Genomic DNA, 19,073 nt, shown 5'->3' with positions numbered 1-19,073 from the left:
TGGGGCGGAGGTGGAGACCATGGAACCGTTCAAACCGCGAAGCGGGCGGCATGAAGCCGCGCTTCTGCATCTGGACGTCTGGGAGGAGAACGAGAGCGTCACGGCGGGCTTCTCGACCCGGAACGGCGGGGTGAGCGCTTCTCCGCGCAACACGCTCAATACGGCGCTGCATGTCGGCGACATTGCTGCCGACGTCATCGCCAACCGCCGCCGGGTGGCCGAAGCGCTCGGCTGGGACTTCGCGGCGTGGACCTGCGCCGAGCAGGTGCACGGCAACCGCGTCCACGCGGTGACCGCCGCCGACCGGGGCCGCGGCCGCCTGGACCGCGAATCCGCGATTCCGGACGCGGACGCGCTGATCACGAACGAGCCCGGCGTGCTGCTCGTCATGTATTTCGCGGACTGCGTGCCGCTTTATTTTTACGACCCGGCCACGGGCGCGGCGGGGCTGGCCCATGCCGGCTGGAAGGGCACCGTCGCGGACGTCGCCGGCGAGACGATCCGGGCGATGGGCGAGACGTACGGCGCCCGTCCGGAGACGATGCGCGCCGCCGTCGGACCGTCGATCGGCGCCTGCTGCTACGAGGTGGACGAAGCGGTGATGGGGCGCGTAAGGCCGTTGACGGGGCGGCTTCGGGAGGAGTTCGGGGCGCCGGAAGAGACGTTTTACAAGGATGGCGGCAACGGCCGCGCGCGGCTCGACTTGAAAGAAATCAACCGACATCTTATGATAAAAGCAGGAATTTTGCCGAGCCGCATCGAAATGACAACATGGTGCACCGGGTGCCGGACCGATCTGTTCTTCTCGCATCGCATGGAGAAGGGCGCGACAGGCCGGATGATGAGCTGGCTCGGCAAGCTGAAGGGGTGAACGCTTCCGTGGCCTTGCAAGACCGGATGCGCGACGTGGAACAACGAATACAAGAGGCTTGCCGGCGCAGCGGCCGGAGGCGGGAGGACGTGAACGTCGTCGCCGTCACCAAGTACGTGTCCGCGGCGACCGCGGCGAACGCCGTATCTCAAGGAATCCGGCACATCGGGGAGAACCGCTGGCCGGATTCGGAGGAGAAATGGCGGCTGCTTCACGGACAAGCCGTCTTCCACTTTATCGGCTCGCTGCAAACGAGGAAAGTCAAAGACGTCGTCGGCCGTTTCGATTACATACACTCGCTGGACCGCCTGCCGCTCGCGGAGGAAATCCAGAAGCGGGCCGCCGCGCTGGACATCGTCGTCCCCTGCTTCTTGCAGGTGAACGTCTCCGGAGAGGCGTCCAAGCACGGCATGCGGCCGGAGGAGCTGGACGATCTCGCCGCCGCGCTCCGCGGGCTCGACCGGATTCGGCCTGTCGGCCTCATGACGATGGCGCCGCTGGCGAGCGAGGCGGAGGAGACGCGGCCCGTGTTCAGGCGCCTTCGCCAGCTAAGGGACCAGATGAACGCGAAGAGAGCGTTCCCCGCGCCGCTGACCGAATTGTCCATGGGCATGTCGGGCGATTTCGAGGTGGCGATCGAGGAAGGCGCGACCTGGGTGCGATTGGGCAGCATATTGGTGGGTAAAGAAGAAGAAGCCTGACAATGCGATTCGCCGGACCGATCCGGGTCGGCCACACGGGAGGGAAAATCATGAGCGTAATGAACAAATTTTTGAACTATTTGGGCTTGCAGGAAGAGGAAGCTCCGGCCGACCGGGATAAGATGGGAATCGAAGACGAGCAGGAAGTTGAAACTTCTCCGTTCGAGCTCCGTAAACAATCAAGTAAGAACAACGTCGTCAGCATTCATTCGCAGAAGAGCGTCCGCGTCATGCTCGCGGAGCCGCGCACGTACGACGAGGCGCAGGAGATGGCGGATCACCTGAAGTCCCGACGTTCCGTCATCGTCAATTTGCAGCGGGTCCGGCGCGAGCAAGCGGTTCGTATCGTCGATTTCCTGAGCGGAACCGTCTATGCGCTCGGAGGACATATTTCCAAGATCGGTACGAATATTTTCCTCTGCACGCCCGATTCCGTGGAAATATCCGGAACGATCTCGGAAATGATGGCGGAGGAAGCCGACTATCAAAAAATGAGGTGACCTCTGTTTGGACCAACTGGCAAGCTTTATATGGCTCGTATACAACATCTACTTTTACGTGATTCTGATCTATGTGCTTATGTCCTGGGTTCCCGCGGTTAGGGAGAGCTTCGTCGGAGAGCTGCTCGGCAAGATCGCCGAGCCTTATTTGCAAATTTTCCGCAGGTTCATTCCGGCGATCGGAGGCGTTCTCGACATCTCGCCGATTGTCGCGCTTATCGCCCTGCGCTTCATCGCTCAGGGGCTGATTGCGGTCCTGGACGTGTTCATCCGCTAGATCCGCTCACGTTGTGCCCGAAAGGAATCGATCGACTGATGCCGCATCCCGACATTTACGCGCACTTTCATCCCGACGAGCGACCGTTCGTCGACCGCGCCTGGGAGTGGGTCGAGAGAGCCGCCGAGCTTCATGAAGTTCGGCGAACCGACTTTCTCGATCCCCGCCAGGCGCATATTTTGTTTACGCTCGCGAATCGCCATCCGAACGCCGCCATCCGGCTCGACGGCGGCAGCCCCGACGCGGAGCGCCGCCGGGCGATCGTGGCGCCCGACTACCGGCCGCTCGAGGACGAGCCGATCGGCATCGCCGTGCTGGACATCGCCTCAAGCGACCGCCGCATCGCGGGTCTTGATCACGGCGATTATCTCGGGGCGCTGCTTGGCCTCGGCATCAAGCGCGAGAAGATCGGCGACATCCACGTCCGCGAGGACGGCTGCCACGCGCTGATCGCCGAGGAGATCGGCGACTTCCTTCGCACCCATCTGAGGCAAGTCCACCGCGCCGCGGTGACGGCGTCGCTGCTCCCGCTGGAAGAGCTGCGCGAAGTGAAGCCGCAGCTTGAAGAATCGGTCGTCTCCGTCGCTTCCATGCGGCTGGACGGCGTGGCGAGCGACGTGTTCCGGCTGAGCCGGGCGAAAATCGTCGAGCCGATCCGCGCCGGCCGCTGCCGCGTCAACTGGAAGACGGTCGAGGATCCGTCCGTCCCGCTGTCGGAAGGCGACGTCGTCTCGCTCAAAGGGTTCGGCCGTTTCAAGGTTTTGAACGTGGAGGGCGTCTCCAAAAGCGGGAGAATCCGCGCGCGAATCGGCAAATTTGTATAAGCTCCCGGGAGGAATTTGCCGTCTTCCGTCGAATTGAGTGAATGAACATAACCGGACAAAGAACTCGGGAGGTACGTTAATGCCGCTTACTCCATTGGACATTCATAACAAGGAATTCGCCCGGCGCCTTCGCGGCTACGACGAAGACGAAGTCAACGAATTTCTGGATCAGATTATTAAAGATTACGAAGCGATGATTCGCGAGAACAAAGAGCTGCAAAACCAGGTGGCTGCGCTTCAGGAGAAGCTGAGCCACTTCGCGAATATCGAGGAGACGCTCAGCAAGACGATCATCGTCGCCCAGGAAGCGGCCGACGAGCTCAAGAATAACGCGAAGAAGGAAGCGCAGCTCATCGTCAAGGAAGCGGAGAAGAACGCCGACCGCATCATCAACGACTCGCTCGTCAAATCCCGCAAGGTGGCGATGGAAGCGGAGGAGTTGAAGAAGCAGGCCGCGATCTACCGCGCGCGCTTCCGGGCGCTCGTCGAATCGCAGCTCGACCTGCTCAACCAGGACGGCTGGGATTCGCTCGAAGCAAGCGATTCCCGCGTACGCGAATTGGAGTAGCGTTCGCGCATTTTTTTATCAGGAATGGCCGAGGGAGGCCGTCTCCCAGCTTTCGGGCCTATGGGACGGCCTTTTGTCGCGTGCGCGAACCTGCCTCTATCATCGATCGGCCGTATGGAACGTATGCGGATGCCGGGCATGTAGGGTGCAGCGATAACCATCGTTTGATGCGCGAGTCGTCGGCGCGCGGGTCCGAGTCGGTCGATCGCACAAATGATTTGACAAACGGAGGATTTATCGTTATAAAAAAGGGAAGAAGATGAAGACGAACGTCGAAGACGGGAACAAGTGCCTCATGAGCGGATGTCAGAGAGCTGGCGGCCGGTGCGAGCCAGCGTGAAGCGATGGCGGCATATCCTCCCCGAGACGTCGCGCCGAACGGCCGGACCTTCCGGCATGCTAGGCGCGGACGGATTCCCTGCCGTTATCAGGGCGGCGCAGCTTCTTGCCGCTGCGCTCTCGAGTGCCGCTATCGCACGCCCAAGGGCTGCGCGAGGCGGAACAAGGGTGGTACCGCGAGTCGAACTCGTCCCTTTGCCGGGACGGGTTTTTTTATTTTTTCCACAGACTCCACGAAAGGAAGCGAACGACATATGAACCGCGTAGACGTCAAAGAGAAGGCGCGCGCCCGCGAGCTGCGCGTCCTGGACAAATGGAAGAGAGAGGATACGTTCCGCCGGTCGATCGACAATCGCGAAGGAGCGCCGAACTTCGTTTTTTACGAAGGGCCTCCGACCGCGAACGGCAAGCCGCACATCGGGCACGTGCTCGGGCGCGTCATCAAGGATTTCGTCAGCCGCTACAAGACGATGTCCGGCTACCGCGTCATCCGCAAAGCCGGCTGGGACACGCACGGCCTGCCCGTCGAGCTCGGCGTCGAGAAGCAGCTCGGCATTTCCGGCAAGCAGGAGATCGAACGGTACGGCGTCGAAGCGTTCGTCAAGAAGTGCAAGGAGAGCGTGTTCGAATACGAGCGCCAATGGCGCGAGCTGACCGAAGCGATCGCTTACTGGACGAACATGGACGACCCTTACATCACGCTGGACAACCGCTACATCGAGAGCGTCTGGAACATTCTGGCGACGATTCACGACAAAGGGCTGCTGTACCGCGGCCACCGCGTCAGCCCGTACTGCCCGGACTGCCAGACGACGCTCAGCTCGCACGAAGTGGCGCAAGGCTACGAGGATGTTAAGGATTTGACCGCCACGGCCAAGTTCAGGCTGAAGGACAGCGGCGAGTTCGTGCTGGCGTGGACGACGACGCCTTGGACGCTGCCGGCGAACGTGGCGCTGGCCGTTCATCCGGATATCGAATACGTCCGCGTCCGCCAGGACGGCGAGACGTACATCGTGGCCGGCACGCTGGCGGACAAAGTTATGAAGGGCGAATACGAGACGCTGGGCTACGTCAAGGGCAAGGAGCTGGTCGGGCTCGAATACGAGCCGCTGTTCACGTACGTGCCGGTGGAAGGCGCGTATCGCGTCATCGACGGGGACTTCGTCACCGATTCGAGCGGTACCGGCATCGTCCACATTGCGCCGGCGCACGGCGAAGACGACTATCGCGTCGCGCAGAAGCACGGCATTCCGATGCTCATGGTCGTGAACAACGTCGGCCGCTACATCGACGCCGTGACCGATCTCGCGGGACGGTTCGTCAAGGATCCGGAGGTCGACGTCGAAATCGTAAAGAAGCTGTCCGAGCGCGGGCTGCTCTACCATAAAGAAAAGCACGAGCACAGCTATCCGTTCTGCTGGCGCTGCAAAACGCCGCTGCTCTACTACGCGACGGAGAGCTGGTTCATCCGCACGACCGCCGTCAAGGATCAGCTGATCGCCAACAACAAGACGGTTCAGTGGTATCCCGAGCATCTGCGCGACGGCCGGTTCGGCAAATTCCTCGAGGATCTGGTCGACTGGAACATCAGCCGCAACCGCTACTGGGGGACGCCGCTCAACGTCTGGACGTGCGAGACGTGCGGCAAGGAGAAGGCGCCCCACAGCCACGCCGAGCTTCGCGCGCTGGCGATCGGCGACGTGCCGGAAGATCTGGAGCTGCACAAGCCGTACGTGGACGAAGTCGAGCTGCGCTGCGAATGCGGCGGCGTCATGAAGCGGACGCCGGAGGTCATCGACGTCTGGTTCGACAGCGGCTCGATGCCGTTCGCGCAATATCATCATCCGTTCGGGGACGAAGCGAAATTCCGCGAGCAGTATCCGGCGGACTTCATCTGCGAAGGGATCGACCAGACGCGCGGCTGGTTTTTCAGCTTGCTGGCGGTATCGACGCTTTACAACGGCCAAGCGCCGTACAAGTCGGTCATCTCCACCGGCCACGTGCTGGATGAGAACGGCCAGAAAATGAGCAAGTCGAAGGGCAATGTCATCGACCCGTGGGACATCATCGAGGAATTCGGCACCGACGCGTTCCGCTGGGCGCTTCTCGCGGACAGCGCGCCGTGGAACAGCAAGCGGTTCTCCAAAGGCATCGTCGCCGAAGCGAAATCGAAAGTGATCGACACGCTGGTGAACACGCATGCGTTCTACGCGCTGTACGCTTCGATCGACGGCTTCGATCCCGCGGAGCACCCGATTCGCCCGTCCGCGAACAAGCTGGACCGGTGGATCGTCTCCCGTCTGCACACGCTGATCGGGGAAGTCGGCCGCGGTCTCTCCGCGAACGATTTCCTGAACCCGGCCAAGGCGATCGAGACGTTCGTCGACGAGCTCTCGAACTGGTACGTCCGCCGCTCGCGCGACCGCTTCTGGGGCAGCGGGCTGACGGAGGACAAAGTGTCCGCCTACCAGACGCTGCGCGAGGTGCTGCTCACGCTGTCGCGCCTGATCGCGCCGTACACGCCGTTCGTGGCCGAAGACATCTTCGGCAACCTGGGCGGCGGGGACAGCGTTCATCTGGCGGACTATCCGACCGCCGACGAGTCGAAGATCGACGCCGAGCTGGAGCGGGACATGGAGACGGTGAAAAACATCGTCGAACTGGCGCGCAACGTGCGCAACGAAGCCGGCATCAAGACGCGGCAGCCGCTCTCCGAGCTGCTCGTGTCGCTGAGCGGAGCGTTCGACGTGGCGGGCTACGAGGACATCGTCAAGGACGAGATCAACGTCAAGCGGATTACGCTCGTCACCGACGACAGCGGCTTCGTCGACTTCACGCTGAAGCTGAACCTGAAGCTGGCGGGCAAAAAATACGGCAAGCATGTCGGCCCGATCCAGGGTGTCCTCAAGGGGCTGTCGGCGGACGAGGCGCGCAAGGTCGTGACCGAGGGCAAGCTGGCGTTCGTCTCGCCGGAAGGGGAGGCGATGGACGTCTCGCTGGAGGAGCTGCTCGTCGAGAAGCAGGCGAAGCCTGGCTTCGCGTCGGCGTCCGGCTACGGCCTGACGGTCGCGCTCAACACCGACATCACGCCGGAGCTCGAGCAGGAAGGGCTTGTGCGCGAGATCGTCCGCGCCGTGCAGGATACGCGCAAGAAGCTGGATCTGCCGATCGAGCAGCGCGTCGGGCTCGTGCTTGACGTGGACGCCGAGACGGAAGCGGCGCTGAAGGCGTTCGACCATGTGCTCCGGGAGAACGTGCTGGTCAACGAAGTGGCGTTCGGCCGGACGGAAGCGACGGAGACGGTGCAAGTCGGCGACAAGACGATCGGGCTGGCGATTGTGACGAAGTAATAGCGAAGCAGAGAACGACAAAAGGCCTTTCGGTCCGGAGCGCATCGCACTCGGACGGAAGGCGGGCGTTCCCGTTCGCGAGCTGAGGTTGGGCGGCGGAGGCAGCCGCAACCCCGTCTGGTGCCGAATGGTCGGCAACGTCGCCGGCAAGGCGGTGTCCATGCTGGAGAACCGGGACGCTTCCGCCTTGGGCGCGGCCATGCTGGCCGGAATCGGGGCGAAATGCTATTCGTCGCCGGACGAAGCGGTCGACCGTGCCGTCGCCTGGAAGTCGCGCCTGGAGCCGGACGAATCCGTGCATGCGGTTTACGACGGCATCTACGACGGGTATCGGGACATTTACCGCTCGATCAACCGTTATTACAGGGAACGCATGAAATAGACGAAGAGCGGCCGCTCGACCCGTAGGGTCGATGACGGCCGCTTTTGCGATTGCGGATTGGAGTTGGAAATTGTGGCAACCTATGGATAGCGACTACTTCGAGACGCGGGGGACATGGAGTGGACAAACGCAATGATACGGATTTGAAAACGAAGGGTTCCGGAGCCGGTCTGAAGCAGCAGGCCGAGCTGCTGAGACGGACGCTGGACGCGCTGGCCGGCCGGATCGACCGGCTTGCGACCGAATTGGAGAAAGCGGAGCTGAGAGAGTACGTCAACCTGATGCAAAAGCCGTGGAGCCTCATTTGGCGCAATTTCGTCTCCGGCTTGACGCGGGGCATCGGCATCGCGCTCGGCTTTACGTTCTTCGCCGCGACAATCGTCTATTTGCTGCAGCTGCTCGGCGCGCTGAATTTGCCCGTCGTCGGAGACTACATCGCCGACATTGTCCGGATCGTGCAGCGCCAGCTGGAGATCAATCCGTATTGAGCGGCATCAAGTCGACAAGTCGTCAAGTCTGCTCGTCCGCCGACTCGTCCGGCTCCAGCAGCGGATCGCCTTCGCGGTTCGCCAGGTAGCGATGATAAGCCCGGTTGCGGACGACGCTGATGTCGCGGCCGGTAATGTCGGTGGCGAGGAAGCTTTCGAGCGGCTCGACGAAGCCGTCGTTCTCGTCCGATTCGATCGCCATGCTGCCGTAATCGTCGATATTGCCGTCTTCCGCCATGGCGGGGCTGTCGGAGTTGCCCCAAGACTCGACGATTTGCCAGGCGTCCTCGCCGTCGAAGCCGTTCTGGTCGCCCCGCTCGTCGAGGCTCGTGCGGCCGAACGGCGGATGCAGGAACGTCTCCTCGACCGGCCGGCCCTCTTTTTCCCGCTGTCTAGGTTCATGCTCCAGACAGTAAATGGCGGTCGGAAGCGCTTCGAGCCGTTCCGCCGGGATGAACCGCCCGCAGGCCGCGCACCGGCCGTATTCGCCCGTATCCATCCGTCGGAGCGCGGCTTCGATTCGTTCCAGCCTGAACGCTTCGTTTTCCAGCAGCGCGACGTCCTTGCCTCTCTCGAACGTCTCCGTACCCGCGTCCGCGGGATGGTTGTCGATGCCGGACAGCTCCCCTGTCGATTCGCGGTAAGCGTTCGTCAATCCGAAATGCCCATTCTGCCGCGTGCGTTGTTCGATGTCGTTCTTGTCGCGCAGCAGCCGCCTGCGCAGCGATTGAAGCCGTTCCTCGGTAAGCGGGAGGGTCATCGTGTCCACTCCTTATCGTAAGATGGGGCCGCCGGCACGGCTTCGGGCGATTCGGGGCGTTCTTGATCCGGCCGGCGGTTCGACTACACGCTAGTTTTCGTTAGCGGGGCGGAAAGTATTAATTCCGGGAAAGGAGCGAACGACAGCGGCGCGTGGACGGTCGGTTCGACGTTATGGTAAAATCATCAGGCAGGAACTAACCGTTTGAAAGGCGGACGCTTCGTATGCAACGTAGAAGACCGGGGATATGGATTTACTATCTGGCGGCATTGCTCGTCTTTGCCGTCGATTACATCTCCAAAAAAATCATCGACAGCTCCCTTGAGTTGAACGAGCAGATCAAGGTGATCGGCAATTTCTTCCTCATTACTTCCATTCGCAACCGGGGCGCCGCATTCGGCATCCTTCAGGAGCAGCGCGTATTTTTCATCCTGATTACCGTCGCCGTCGCCGTCGCCATCGTCTGGTACCTTCACCGGGCCTACCGCGACGGCAGGACGCTGATGCTCATCGCGCTTTCCTTGGTTCTTGGCGGAGCGGTAGGCAATTTCCTCGACCGGGCGATTTACGGGGAAGTGGTCGATTTTCTGCAATTCAACTTCGGCACGTACACGTTCCCGATATTCAATTTGGCGGACTGCGCGATCGTCTGCGGAGTGGCGCTGATCATACTGGACTCGCTGTTGTCGTCAAGCAAGGAGAAGAAAGGTAGCCATGAACATGGAGAACAATCCGGAGAAGAAGAATCGACCGTATCCTGAGCTTGAGGATGCGGATGCGGGGGACGGCGATCCGGCGGAAAATACGCTGGTCTGGACGGTCGACGCCGACCGCTCCGGAGAACGGATCGACAAGCACGTAACGGAGGCGATTGGCGACGGGACGGTATCGCGATCCCAAGTTCAAGAGTGGATCCGACAGGGAGCCGTCACTGTGGGCGGCGCCGCGGTGAAGCCGAACGCAAAGGTGTCGGCCGGGGACGAGATCGTCGTGCGGTTTCCCGAGCCCGAGCCGGTTGAAGCCATGCCGGAAAACATCCCGCTGGACATCGTATACGAGGACGCCGACGTGATCGTCATCAACAAGCCGCGGGGAATGGTCGTCCATCCGGCCGTCGGGCATTCGAGCGGAACCGTCGTCAACGCGCTTCTGTACCACTGCCGCGATTTGTCCGGCATTAACGGCATGATGCGTCCCGGCATCGTTCATCGCATCGACAAGGATACGTCCGGCCTGCTCATGGCGGCGAAGAACGATCTGGCGCACGCTTCGCTCGCCGAGCAGCTCAAAGCGCACACGGTCATCCGCCGGTATTGCGCGCTCGTATACGGCGTCCTGCCTCACGACAAAGGCACGATCGACGCGCCGATCGGGCGGGACAAGCATGACCGCAAAATGTTCGCGGTCACCGACCGCGGCTCGAAGCGCGCGGTGACGCATTTCACGGTGGCGGAGCGGTTCGACGATTATACGCTGGTCGAGCTGCGGCTCGAGACGGGGCGCACGCACCAGATTCGCGTGCACATGAAGTACATCGGCCACCCGATTGTGGGCGATCCGATGTACGGGGGCCGCAGCGGCCGCTCGCTCGGCATGGTCGGCCAGGCGCTGCACGCGGGCGTGCTCGGCTTCGTCCATCCGCGCACGGGCGAGACGCTGGAATTCAGCGTTCCGCTGCCGGAGGACATGGAGCACGCGCTGCGCATGCTCCGGTCGCGGTAAGCGGACGGATCGCGCGGGGGCAGGGTGAAGGAGCGCGGGATGGCCGAAGTTGCACGATTATAACGGGCGGCGTCCCACGGGAATGCTTTTTTCATCGAACCACGGACCGCTCTTAAGTCCCGCTTTTTCCCATGGCGGCGCGTCCTTTTGCAAATCCTGCAAATGTTCGGCGAAAAAATCCATGGCGGTTGCATAACCGTTCAGGCATATTTAATACAGTAGCTCCCGTGCGAAATTTTGGCGAAATAGTGCAAAGACGCGGGAATGTTTGGCGTAACGAATCATCAACTTTATTCGAGGAGTGTCCGACAGTGAGCGTAGAACATTACCAATCGACGTATATCCAGCAGCAGTTCGCGGACCGCATCGGCGGCGCCAATTACGGCAAAGATACGAACATCTACAAATTCGAGAAAATCAAACGCGCCAAAGCGGCGGCCAAGCTGGCCCATCCGGACGTCGAATTGATCGACATGGGCGTCGGCGAGCCGGACGAAATGGCGGACGCGGGCGTCGTCGCCAAGCTTGCCGAAGAAGCGGCCAAACCCGAGAACCGCGGCTATGCCGACAACGGCATCCCGGAATTCAAGGAAGCCGCCGCGAAATATTTGAAGGAAGTGTTCTCCGTCGACGGCATCGACGCCGCGACGGAAGTGCTGCATACGATCGGCACGAAGCCGGCGCTCGCGATGCTGCCCAGCGTGTTCATCAACCCGGGCGACGTGACGATCATGACCGTTCCCGGCTATCCGGTCATGGGCACGCACACGAAATACCTCGGCGGCGAAGTTTACAACGTCCCGCTGACGAAGGAAAACCATTTCCTGCCGGATCTCGATTCCATTCCGGAGGACATCGCGCGGCGCGCGAAGCTGCTTTACCTGAACTATCCGAACAACCCGACCGGTGCGGCGGCGACCCCCGAGTTTTTCGCCAAAGTCGTCGCTTGGGCGAAAAAATACAGCGTCGTCGTCGTGCACGACGCGCCTTACGCGGCGCTTACTTTCGACGGCGTGAAGCCGCTCAGCTTCCTGTCCGTGCCGGGCGCCAAGGACGTCGGCGTGGAGCTGCACTCCTTGTCCAAGTCTTATAACATGACCGGCTGGCGGATCGGCTTCATCGCCGGCAACCCGCTGATCGTCAAGGCGTTCGGCGACGTGAAGGACAACAACGATTCCGGCCAGTTCATCGCCATTCAGAAAGCAGCCGCTTACGGGCTTGCGAATCCGCAAATTACCGAAGCGATCGCGGCCAAGTATTCCCGCCGCCACGACTTGCTCGTCGGCGCGCTGAACGAGCTCGGCTTCAAAGCCGAGAAGCCGAAAGGATCGTTCTTCCTGTACGTCGAAGCGCCCAAAGGCATCAAAGGCGGCCAGCGGTTCGAATCCGGCGAGGCGTTCTCGCAATATCTGATCCGCGAGAAGCTGATCTCGACGGTGCCGTGGGACGACGCCGGCCGTTTCGTCCGCTTCTCCGTCACGTTCATCGCCAAGGGCGAAGCCGAAGAATTGCGCGTCATCGACGAGATCAAACGCCGTCTGTCCGACGTCGAATTCGAATTTTAATTTCCGGGCCGGACGATCCGGCTCCATCTGCCCCGGGCCCCGGTTCATCGGCTCCCGGGGCTTCTTCATGCCTTGACAGAGCCTGTCGAAAATGCGATAATTCCAATAATAATCTGGTACCTTTAAATCAGTCCCGTGAGACTGGCAAGGTGGCGCAGCTTACATGCAACCGTCGGCATGCTCTTTTTCCGTACGCATCCCTCGATCGCGAGGGTTCGGCGGGTCATGCCCGGGAAGACATTTGAAGCGAACCTCCTTGCTAAAGGCGCAAGGAGGTTTTTTGTGTGCAGGATATCCGAATTCTGATGGACGAATCGGCCATTCGCCGCGCGCTGACGCGCATCGCCCACGAGATCGTTGAGAAAAACAAAGGCATCGAAGGCTGCGTCCTGGTCGGCATCCGCACCCGGGGAATTTACTTGGCCCGGAGAGTGGCGGAGCGGATTCTCGAGATCGAAGGGCAGCCGGTCGAAGTCGGCGAGCTGGACATTACGAGGTATCGCGACGACCGCCCCCAGCCATCCGAGCCAAGCCCCCGGATCGGCGAGCTTCCGTTCCCGATTCAGGACAAGCGGATCATTCTGTTCGACGACGTGCTGTACACGGGCCGGACGATCCGCGCCGCGCTCGACGCGCTGATGGACTGCGGGCGGCCGCAATCGATCCAGCTCGCCGTGCTGGTGGACCGCGGCCATCGCGAGCTCCCGATCCGGCCGGACTACGTGGGCAAGAACGTGCCGACTTCCCGCCAGGAGCAAATCGAAGTGCGCCTGCTGGAATGCGACGGGACCGACGGGGTCGCCATTATTCATCCGGCGGAATCGGAACGCTGAGAGAAACCGGAAGAGACAAACAAAATGTGAATTTTTATTCATAACCGCGGCGCAATAGTGACAAAAGAAGTTCATGCATATACAATATAATGTATAAAGATGCATGACCGTCCGTTGGGTTGAACAGAGGCGCAAGCGGCAGAGGAGGACGAACGACATGACAACCTGGATATTGAACGCCTTGTTCGTGGACGGGGATCGGCAATTGGTGAAAAGGCACCTGAAGGTGCAGGACGGCAAAATCGCGGAGTGGGCGGACGGATCGGCGTCGCCGGATACGAACGGCTGCGAAGTGATCGACGCCTCCGGCAAGCTGCTGTCGCCGGGATTCATCGATATGCACGTGCACCTGCGGGAGCCGGGCTTCGAATACAAGGAGACGATCGCGTCCGGCACGCGCTCGGCGGCCAAAGGCGGCTTCACGACGATCGCCTGCATGCCGAATACGCGGCCGGTCACCGACACGCCGGAGACGGTCCGGTACGTGCTGGACAAGGCGGCTTCGGAAGGCGTCGTGAAGGTGTTGCCTTACGCCGCCATTACGAAGAACGAGCTCGGCCGCGAGCTGACCGACTTCGCGGCCCTTAAGGAGGCCGGCGCGATCGGGTTTACCGACGACGGCGTCGGCGTCCAGAACGCGCAGATGATGAAAAACGCGATGGCCCTCGCCAAGTCGCTCGGCCTGCCGGTCATCGCCCATTGCGAGGACGATTCGCTGGTGGAAGGCGCCGCCGTGACGGAAGGAGCGTTCTCCCGCAAGCACGGCCTGAAGGGCATCCCGAACGAATCGGAGGCGATTCACGTCGGGCGCGACATTCTGCTGGCCGAAGCGACGGGCGTCCATTACCACGTGTGCCACGTCAGCACGGAACAGTCGGTCCGCCTGATCAAGCTGGGCAAATCGGTCGGCGTGAACGTGACGGCCGAAGTGTGTCCGCACCATCTGGTGCTGTCCGACGAAGACATTCCGGACACGATGGACGCCAATTGGAAAATGAACCCTCCGCTGAGAACCCCTCGCGACGTCGAAGCTTGCATCCGGGCGCTTGAGGAAGGAACGATCGACATCATCGTCACCGACCACGCGCCGCACAGCGCCGAAGAGAAGGCGCGGGGCATGGAACGCGCGCCGTTCGGCATCGTCGGATTCGAGACGGCGTTCCCGCTGCTCTATACGAAGTTCGTTCGAACGGGCCGCTGGACGCTCGGCTTCCTGCTCAGCCGCATGACGAGCGACCCGGCTCGCGTGTTCGGGCTCGACACCGGGAAGCTGGAGCCGGGCGCACCCGCCGACCTCGTTCTGATCGATCTGGAGAACGAACGGGAAGTCGACCCCGAAGCGTTCCTGACGAGAGGCCGCAACACCCCGTTCGCCGGCTGGAAGCTGTACGGCTGGCCGACGCTGACGATGGTGGACGGACGGGTCGTTTGGACGGAAGAAGAAGGCATTCGCTAAGCACCGGACAGCACGGATCAACGCGCTGCGAGTTTAAACCATAGGAGGAATCGGGATGCAAGCAAGATTGTTGTTGGAAGACGGCACGCTGTTCACGGGACAGAGCATCGGCGCGGAGGGCGCGTCGACCGGGGAAGTCGTGTTCAACACGGGAATCACCGGCTACCAGGAGGTGCTGTCGGACCCTTCCTACTGCGGTCAGATCGTCACCATGACGTTCCCGCTTATCGGCAACTACGGCATTAACCGCGACGATTTCGAATCGGTGCGTCCCTATATTCACGGCTTCGTCGTGCGCCGGCACGAGGACATTCCGAGCAACTGGCGCGCGCAATATACGCTGGGCCATCTGCTCAAGGAATACGGCATCGTCGGGATCAGCGAGATCGACACCCGGATGCTGACGCGCATTCTTCGCCGCCACGGCACGATGAAAGGCATTCTGTCCACGGGCAACGAGCGCGTGGAAGAGCTTCGCGAGCGTCTGGCCGCTTCATCGCTGCTGCGCGACCAAGTGGCCCGCACGTCGACGAAGCACGTATTCTCCAGCCCGGGAAGCCGCGAGCGCATCGTGCTGATCGACTACGGCGCCAAGAGCGGCATTCTTCGCGAGCTGACCGAGCGCGGCTGCGACGTCGTCGTCGTGCCGCACGACACGACGGCGGACCAAATTCGCCGCCTGAACCCGGACGGCATCCAGCTGTCCAACGGCCCCGGGGATCCGAAGGACGTTCCCCACGCCGTGGAGACCATTCGCGAGCTGCTCGGGGAATATCCGCTGTTCGGCATTTGCCTCGGCCACCAGCTGTTCGCACTCGCTTGCGGCGCGGACACGGAGAAGCTGAAGTTCGGCCATCGCGGCGGCAACCATCCGGTCAAGGAGCTGGCTTCCGGCCGCTGCTTCATCACTTCGCAAAACCACGGCTACACGGTCAAGGAGCAATCGATCGCGGGCACGGACCTCGAAGTGACGCATATCAACAACAACGACAAGACGATCGAAGGTCTGAAGCACACGAAATATCCGGCCTTCACCGTTCAATACCATCCGGAGGCGGCCCCGGGTCCTTTCGACAACAGCTACCTGTTCGACCGCTTCCTGGAGATGATCCGCGAGCACAAGCGCAACAACCCGCAAAAGCCGCGTCAGGCTGAGCTGGCCCAGATGCTGAGAGGAGAGCTGCAGTATGCCCAGAAATAAAGACCTCAAGAAAATTCTCGTGATCGGCTCCGGTCCGATCGTCATCGGACAAGCGGCGGAATTCGACTATGCGGGCACCCAGGCGTGCCAGGCGCTCAAGGAAGAAGGCCTCGAAGTCGTCCTCATCAACAGCAACCCGGCCACGATCATGACCGACACGAACATGGCCGACAAAGTGTATATCGAACCGATCAACCTCGAGTTCGTCTCGCAAATTATCCGTCAGGAGCGGCCGGACGGCCTGCTGCCGACGCTGGGCGGACAGACGGGCCTGAACATGGCCGTCGAGCTGGCCCGCGCGGGCGTGCTGGAGCAGGAAGGCGTCAAGCTGCTCGGCACCCAATTGGCCGCAATCGAGCGCGCCGAAGACCGCGACCTGTTCCGCGCCCTTATGCGCGAGCTGGATCAGCCGGTGCCGGAGAGCGACATCGTCACGACCGTCGAAGCGGCCGTCGAATTCGCGAACCGGATCGGCTATCCGGTCATCGTGCGTCCGGCTTATACGCTGGGCGGCACGGGCGGCGGCATCGTGGGAAGCGAGGAAGAGCTGCGCGAGACGGTCGCGAACGGCATCCGCTACAGCCCGATCGGCCAGTGCCTCATCGAGAAGTCGATCGCCGGCATGAAGGAAGTCGAATACGAAGTGATGCGCGATGCGAACGACAACTGCATCGTCGTGTGCAACATGGAGAACCTCGACCCCGTCGGCGTCCATACGGGCGACAGCATCGTCGTCGCGCCGAGCCAGACGCTGTCCGACCGCGAGTACCAAATGCTCCGCTCGGCATCGCTCAAGATCATTCGCGCCCTGAACATCGAAGGCGGCTGCAACGTGCAGTTCGCGCTCGATCCGCACAGCTATCAATATTACGTGATCGAAGTCAATCCGCGCGTCAGCCGCTCGTCGGCGCTCGCTTCCAAGGCGACCGGCTACCCGATCGCCAAGATGGCGGCCAAAATCGCGGTCGGCTACACGCTGGACGAGATCGTCAACCCCGTTACGGGCCAAACGTACGCCTGCTTCGAGCCGACGCTGGACTACATCGTCAGCAAAATTCCGCGCTGGCCGTTCGATAAATTTACCGACGCGAACCGCAAGCTCGGCACGCAAATGAAGGCGACCGGAGAAGTGATGGCGATCGGACGCACGTTCGAGGAATCGATTCACAAGGCTGTCCGTTCGCTGGAGATCGGCGTGCACCGCCTCCTGCTGAGAGGCGCGAGCGAGATCGACGACGAGACGCTCAAGGCGCGCCTTGCCAAAGCGGACGACGAGCGGCTGTTCCTCATCGCGGAAGCGTTCCGCCGCGGCTGGACGCTCCAATCCATCCAGGACACGACGAGCATCGACTGGTGGTTCCTGGATAAGATCGAGCGGATCATCTCGTTCGAGGATGTCATCCGCCGCGAGCCGGGACTGACGAAGGAGACGCTGCTGAAAGCGAAGCGCATGGGCTTCACCGACCGGGCGATCGCCGAGCTCCGCCGCGAAGGCCAGGGCGCCGGCGCCCCGCACACGGCCGAAGCCGACGTGCGCGCTTACCGTCTGCAGCAAGGCGTGAAGCCGGTTTACAAGATGGTCGACACGTGCGCGGCCGAATTCGAAGCGACGACGCCGTACTACTATTCGACCTACGAGACCGAGAACGAAGTGCTGCCCAGCGACAAAAAGAAAGTGATCGTGCTCGGCTCCGGCCCGATCCGGATCGGCCAGGGCATCGAGTTCGACTACTCGACCGTCCACGCCGTATGGGCGCTCCGCAACGCCGGCTATGAAGCGGTCATCATCAACAACAACCCGGAGACGGTGTCCACCGACTTCAACACGTCCGACCGCCTGTACTTCGAACCGCTCTTCTTCGAGGACGTCATGAACGTCATCGAGCAGGAGCAGCCGATCGGCGTCATCGTGCAGTTCGGCGGCCAGACGGCGATCAACCTGGCCGGCCCGCTGGCCAAAGCAGGCGTGCGCATTCTCGGCACGTCGCTCGACAGCATCGATGAAGCGGAAGACCGCAAACGGTTCGAAGCGCTGCTTCGCAAGCTGAACATTCCGCAGCCGAAGGGCAGCACGGTCACTTCCGTCGAGGAAGCGGTCGGCACGGCCCGCGAGCTCGGCTATCCGGTGCTCGTCCGTCCTTCGTACGTCCTCGGCGGACGCGCGATGGAGATCGTCTACTCCGACGAGGAGCTGCTCAACTACATGAAGGTGGCCGTCAAGATCAATCCGGAGCATCCGGTGCTGATCGACCGCTACATGCTCGGCAAAGAGATCGAAGTCGACGCCATCTGCGACGGTGAGACGGTGCTCATCCCGGGCATTATGGAGCACGTCGAGCGCGCGGGCGTCCACTCCGGCGACTCGATCGCGGTTTATCCGCCGCAGACGCTGTCGGAAGATGTCAAGCGCCAGGCGATCGACATTACGATCCGCATCGCCAAGGAGCTGAAGACGGTCGGCCTGGTCAACATTCAGTTCGTCGTCTGGCAAGACAAAGTGTACGTCATCGAAGTCAATCCGCGCTCCTCGCGCACGGTGCCGTTCCTGTCCAAGGTGACGAACGTGCCGATGGCCAACCTCGCGACGCAGGCGATTCTCGGCGTGAAGCTGGCCGACCTCGGCTACAAGGAAGGGCTGTGGCCGGAAGACGAATTCGTCTCCGTCAAGGTGCCGGTCTTCTCCTTCGCCAAGCTGCGCCGCGTCGACCCGACGCTGACGCCGGAGATGAAGTCTACCGGCGAAGTCATGGGCCGCGACCGCCACTTCGCCAAGGCGTTGTTCAAAGGCCTCATCGGCTCCGGTATGAAAATACCGCAATCCGGCTCGATCATCGCCACGATCGCCGACAAGGACAAGGATGAAGCGATCGAAATTTTGCAAGGCTTCTACAACCTCGGCTACAAGCTGCTCGCCACGGGCGGCACCGCCGACGCGCTCGAGAAGGCGGGCATGCGCGTCAAGCGCGTCAACAAGCTGAGCGAGAGCTCGCCGAACATTCTCGACCTCATCCGCACCGGCCAGGCGCAGTTCGTCGTCAACACGCTGACGAAAGGCAAAACGCCGGAACGCGACGGCTTCCGCATCCGCCGCGAAGCGGTCGAGAACGGCGTCGTCTGCCTGACTTCGCTCGATACGGCCCGCGCGCTGCTGCACATGCTGGAGTCGCTCCGCTTCTCCAGCTCGCCGATGCCGGTTCTGCAAGCTTAAGCCGATCGGTTTACGCCCGGTTTCCCAC

General features: G+C 61.7%; 17 protein-coding genes. 16 read left to right on the top strand and 1 reads right to left on the bottom strand.

Going from position 1 to position 19,073, the window contains the following annotated elements:
- The first annotated feature begins 19 nt into the window (after positions 1–19).
- From pgeF to G485_RS0101475, 9 genes are all read left to right on the top strand, one after another.
- Positions 20–871 (top strand): peptidoglycan editing factor PgeF, encoded by an 852-nt coding sequence (gene pgeF / locus G485_RS0101515; RefSeq protein WP_027091059.1) that lies wholly within the window; start codon positions 20–22, stop codon positions 869–871.
- Positions 872–879: 8 nt separating this feature from the next.
- Positions 880–1,572 (top strand): YggS family pyridoxal phosphate-dependent enzyme, encoded by a 693-nt coding sequence (locus G485_RS0101510; protein WP_027091058.1) that lies wholly within the window; start codon positions 880–882, stop codon positions 1,570–1,572.
- A gap of 50 nt (positions 1,573–1,622) precedes the next feature.
- A complete protein-coding gene (locus G485_RS0101505) occupies positions 1,623–2,072 on the top strand; it encodes a cell division protein SepF (protein ID WP_027091057.1) in 450 nt (149 codons plus the stop codon).
- Positions 2,073–2,079: 7 nt separating this feature from the next.
- Entirely contained in the window at positions 2,080–2,349 is a 270-nt protein-coding gene (locus tag G485_RS0101500) for a YggT family protein (RefSeq protein ID WP_027091056.1), read from the top strand.
- Between the two features lie 38 nt (positions 2,350–2,387).
- Entirely contained in the window at positions 2,388–3,173 is a 786-nt protein-coding gene (locus tag G485_RS0101495; RefSeq protein WP_027091055.1) for a YlmH family RNA-binding protein, read from the top strand.
- 79 nt (positions 3,174–3,252) lie between these two features.
- Positions 3,253–3,741, top strand: coding sequence for a DivIVA domain-containing protein (locus G485_RS0101490; RefSeq protein WP_027091054.1), 489 nt, complete (start codon positions 3,253–3,255; stop codon positions 3,739–3,741).
- Positions 3,742–4,334: 593 nt separating this feature from the next.
- On the top strand, positions 4,335–7,430 hold the full coding sequence (gene ileS / locus G485_RS0101485) for an isoleucine--tRNA ligase (RefSeq protein ID WP_027091053.1): 3,096 nt from the start codon (positions 4,335–4,337) through the stop codon (positions 7,428–7,430).
- A gap of 43 nt (positions 7,431–7,473) precedes the next feature.
- The gene (locus tag G485_RS0101480; protein ID WP_084423049.1) at positions 7,474–7,812 is read left to right on the top strand and encodes an FGGY-family carbohydrate kinase; all 339 of its coding nucleotides are present in this window, start codon (positions 7,474–7,476) and stop codon (positions 7,810–7,812) included.
- Positions 7,813–7,931: 119 nt separating this feature from the next.
- Positions 7,932–8,300 (top strand): DUF5665 domain-containing protein, encoded by a 369-nt coding sequence (locus G485_RS0101475; RefSeq protein WP_420805710.1) that lies wholly within the window; start codon positions 7,932–7,934, stop codon positions 8,298–8,300.
- Positions 8,301–8,322: 22 nt separating this feature from the next.
- Here the strand turns inward: G485_RS0101475 and G485_RS0101470 are convergent, their stop codons facing one another.
- Positions 8,323–9,060, bottom strand: coding sequence for a TraR/DksA C4-type zinc finger protein (locus tag G485_RS0101470; RefSeq protein ID WP_027091050.1), 738 nt, complete (start codon positions 9,058–9,060; stop codon positions 8,323–8,325).
- Between the two features lie 224 nt (positions 9,061–9,284).
- Between G485_RS0101470 and lspA the strand changes: the two genes are divergently transcribed.
- The 7 genes from lspA to carB all read left to right on the top strand — a co-directional run bounded on the left by lspA (position 9,285) and on the right by carB (position 19,045).
- Positions 9,285–9,821, top strand: a complete 537-nt coding sequence (lspA, locus tag G485_RS0101465) for a signal peptidase II (protein ID WP_027091049.1) — start codon at positions 9,285–9,287, stop codon at positions 9,819–9,821.
- Complete coding sequence (locus G485_RS0101460; protein ID WP_035154447.1) at positions 9,781–10,782, top strand: RluA family pseudouridine synthase; 1,002 nt, start codon at positions 9,781–9,783, stop codon at positions 10,780–10,782. Before lspA ends, G485_RS0101460 begins: the two co-directional genes overlap by 41 nt.
- Before the next feature lie 311 nt (positions 10,783–11,093).
- Positions 11,094–12,347 (top strand): LL-diaminopimelate aminotransferase, encoded by a 1,254-nt coding sequence (locus G485_RS0101455; protein WP_027091047.1) that lies wholly within the window; start codon positions 11,094–11,096, stop codon positions 12,345–12,347.
- Positions 12,348–12,652: 305 nt separating this feature from the next.
- Positions 12,653–13,180 (top strand): bifunctional pyr operon transcriptional regulator/uracil phosphoribosyltransferase PyrR, encoded by a 528-nt coding sequence (gene pyrR / locus G485_RS0101450; protein ID WP_035154446.1) that lies wholly within the window; start codon positions 12,653–12,655, stop codon positions 13,178–13,180.
- A gap of 157 nt (positions 13,181–13,337) precedes the next feature.
- Positions 13,338–14,636 (top strand): dihydroorotase, encoded by a 1,299-nt coding sequence (locus tag G485_RS0101445; RefSeq protein ID WP_027091045.1) that lies wholly within the window; start codon positions 13,338–13,340, stop codon positions 14,634–14,636.
- Positions 14,637–14,691: 55 nt separating this feature from the next.
- On the top strand, positions 14,692–15,837 hold the full coding sequence (locus tag G485_RS0101440; protein ID WP_027091044.1) for a carbamoyl phosphate synthase small subunit: 1,146 nt from the start codon (positions 14,692–14,694) through the stop codon (positions 15,835–15,837).
- Positions 15,824–19,045, top strand: a complete 3,222-nt coding sequence (gene carB, locus G485_RS0101435) for a carbamoyl-phosphate synthase large subunit (RefSeq protein WP_027091043.1) — start codon at positions 15,824–15,826, stop codon at positions 19,043–19,045. The genes G485_RS0101440 and carB overlap by 14 nt, the downstream gene beginning before the upstream one ends.
- Positions 19,046–19,073 lie beyond the last annotated feature (28 nt).

The organism is Cohnella thermotolerans DSM 17683 (assembly GCF_000429825.1).
GTDB classification, from domain to species: domain Bacteria; phylum Bacillota; class Bacilli; order Paenibacillales; family Paenibacillaceae; genus Cohnella; species Cohnella thermotolerans.
This window is presented reverse-complemented; position numbering and strand designations above follow the sequence as displayed.

Coding starts and splice junctions, on each gene's coding strand:
- pgeF (WP_027091059.1), top strand. CDS start 20: ATGGAACCGTTCAAACCGCGAAGCGGGCGGCATGAAGCCGCGCTTCTG.
- G485_RS0101505 (WP_027091057.1), top strand. CDS start 1,623: ATGAGCGTAATGAACAAATTTTTGAACTATTTGGGCTTGCAGGAAGAG.
- G485_RS0101495 (WP_027091055.1), top strand. CDS start 2,388: ATGCCGCATCCCGACATTTACGCGCACTTTCATCCCGACGAGCGACCG.
- G485_RS0101490 (WP_027091054.1), top strand. CDS start 3,253: ATGCCGCTTACTCCATTGGACATTCATAACAAGGAATTCGCCCGGCGC.
- ileS (WP_027091053.1), top strand. CDS start 4,335: ATGAACCGCGTAGACGTCAAAGAGAAGGCGCGCGCCCGCGAGCTGCGC.
- G485_RS0101470 (WP_027091050.1), bottom strand. CDS start 9,060: ATGACCCTCCCGCTTACCGAGGAACGGCTTCAATCGCTGCGCAGGCGG.
- lspA (WP_027091049.1), top strand. CDS start 9,285: ATGCAACGTAGAAGACCGGGGATATGGATTTACTATCTGGCGGCATTG.
- G485_RS0101460 (WP_035154447.1), top strand. CDS start 9,781: ATGGAGAACAATCCGGAGAAGAAGAATCGACCGTATCCTGAGCTTGAG.
- pyrR (WP_035154446.1), top strand. CDS start 12,653: ATGGACGAATCGGCCATTCGCCGCGCGCTGACGCGCATCGCCCACGAG.
- G485_RS0101445 (WP_027091045.1), top strand. CDS start 13,338: ATGACAACCTGGATATTGAACGCCTTGTTCGTGGACGGGGATCGGCAA.
- G485_RS0101440 (WP_027091044.1), top strand. CDS start 14,692: ATGCAAGCAAGATTGTTGTTGGAAGACGGCACGCTGTTCACGGGACAG.
- carB (WP_027091043.1), top strand. CDS start 15,824: ATGCCCAGAAATAAAGACCTCAAGAAAATTCTCGTGATCGGCTCCGGT.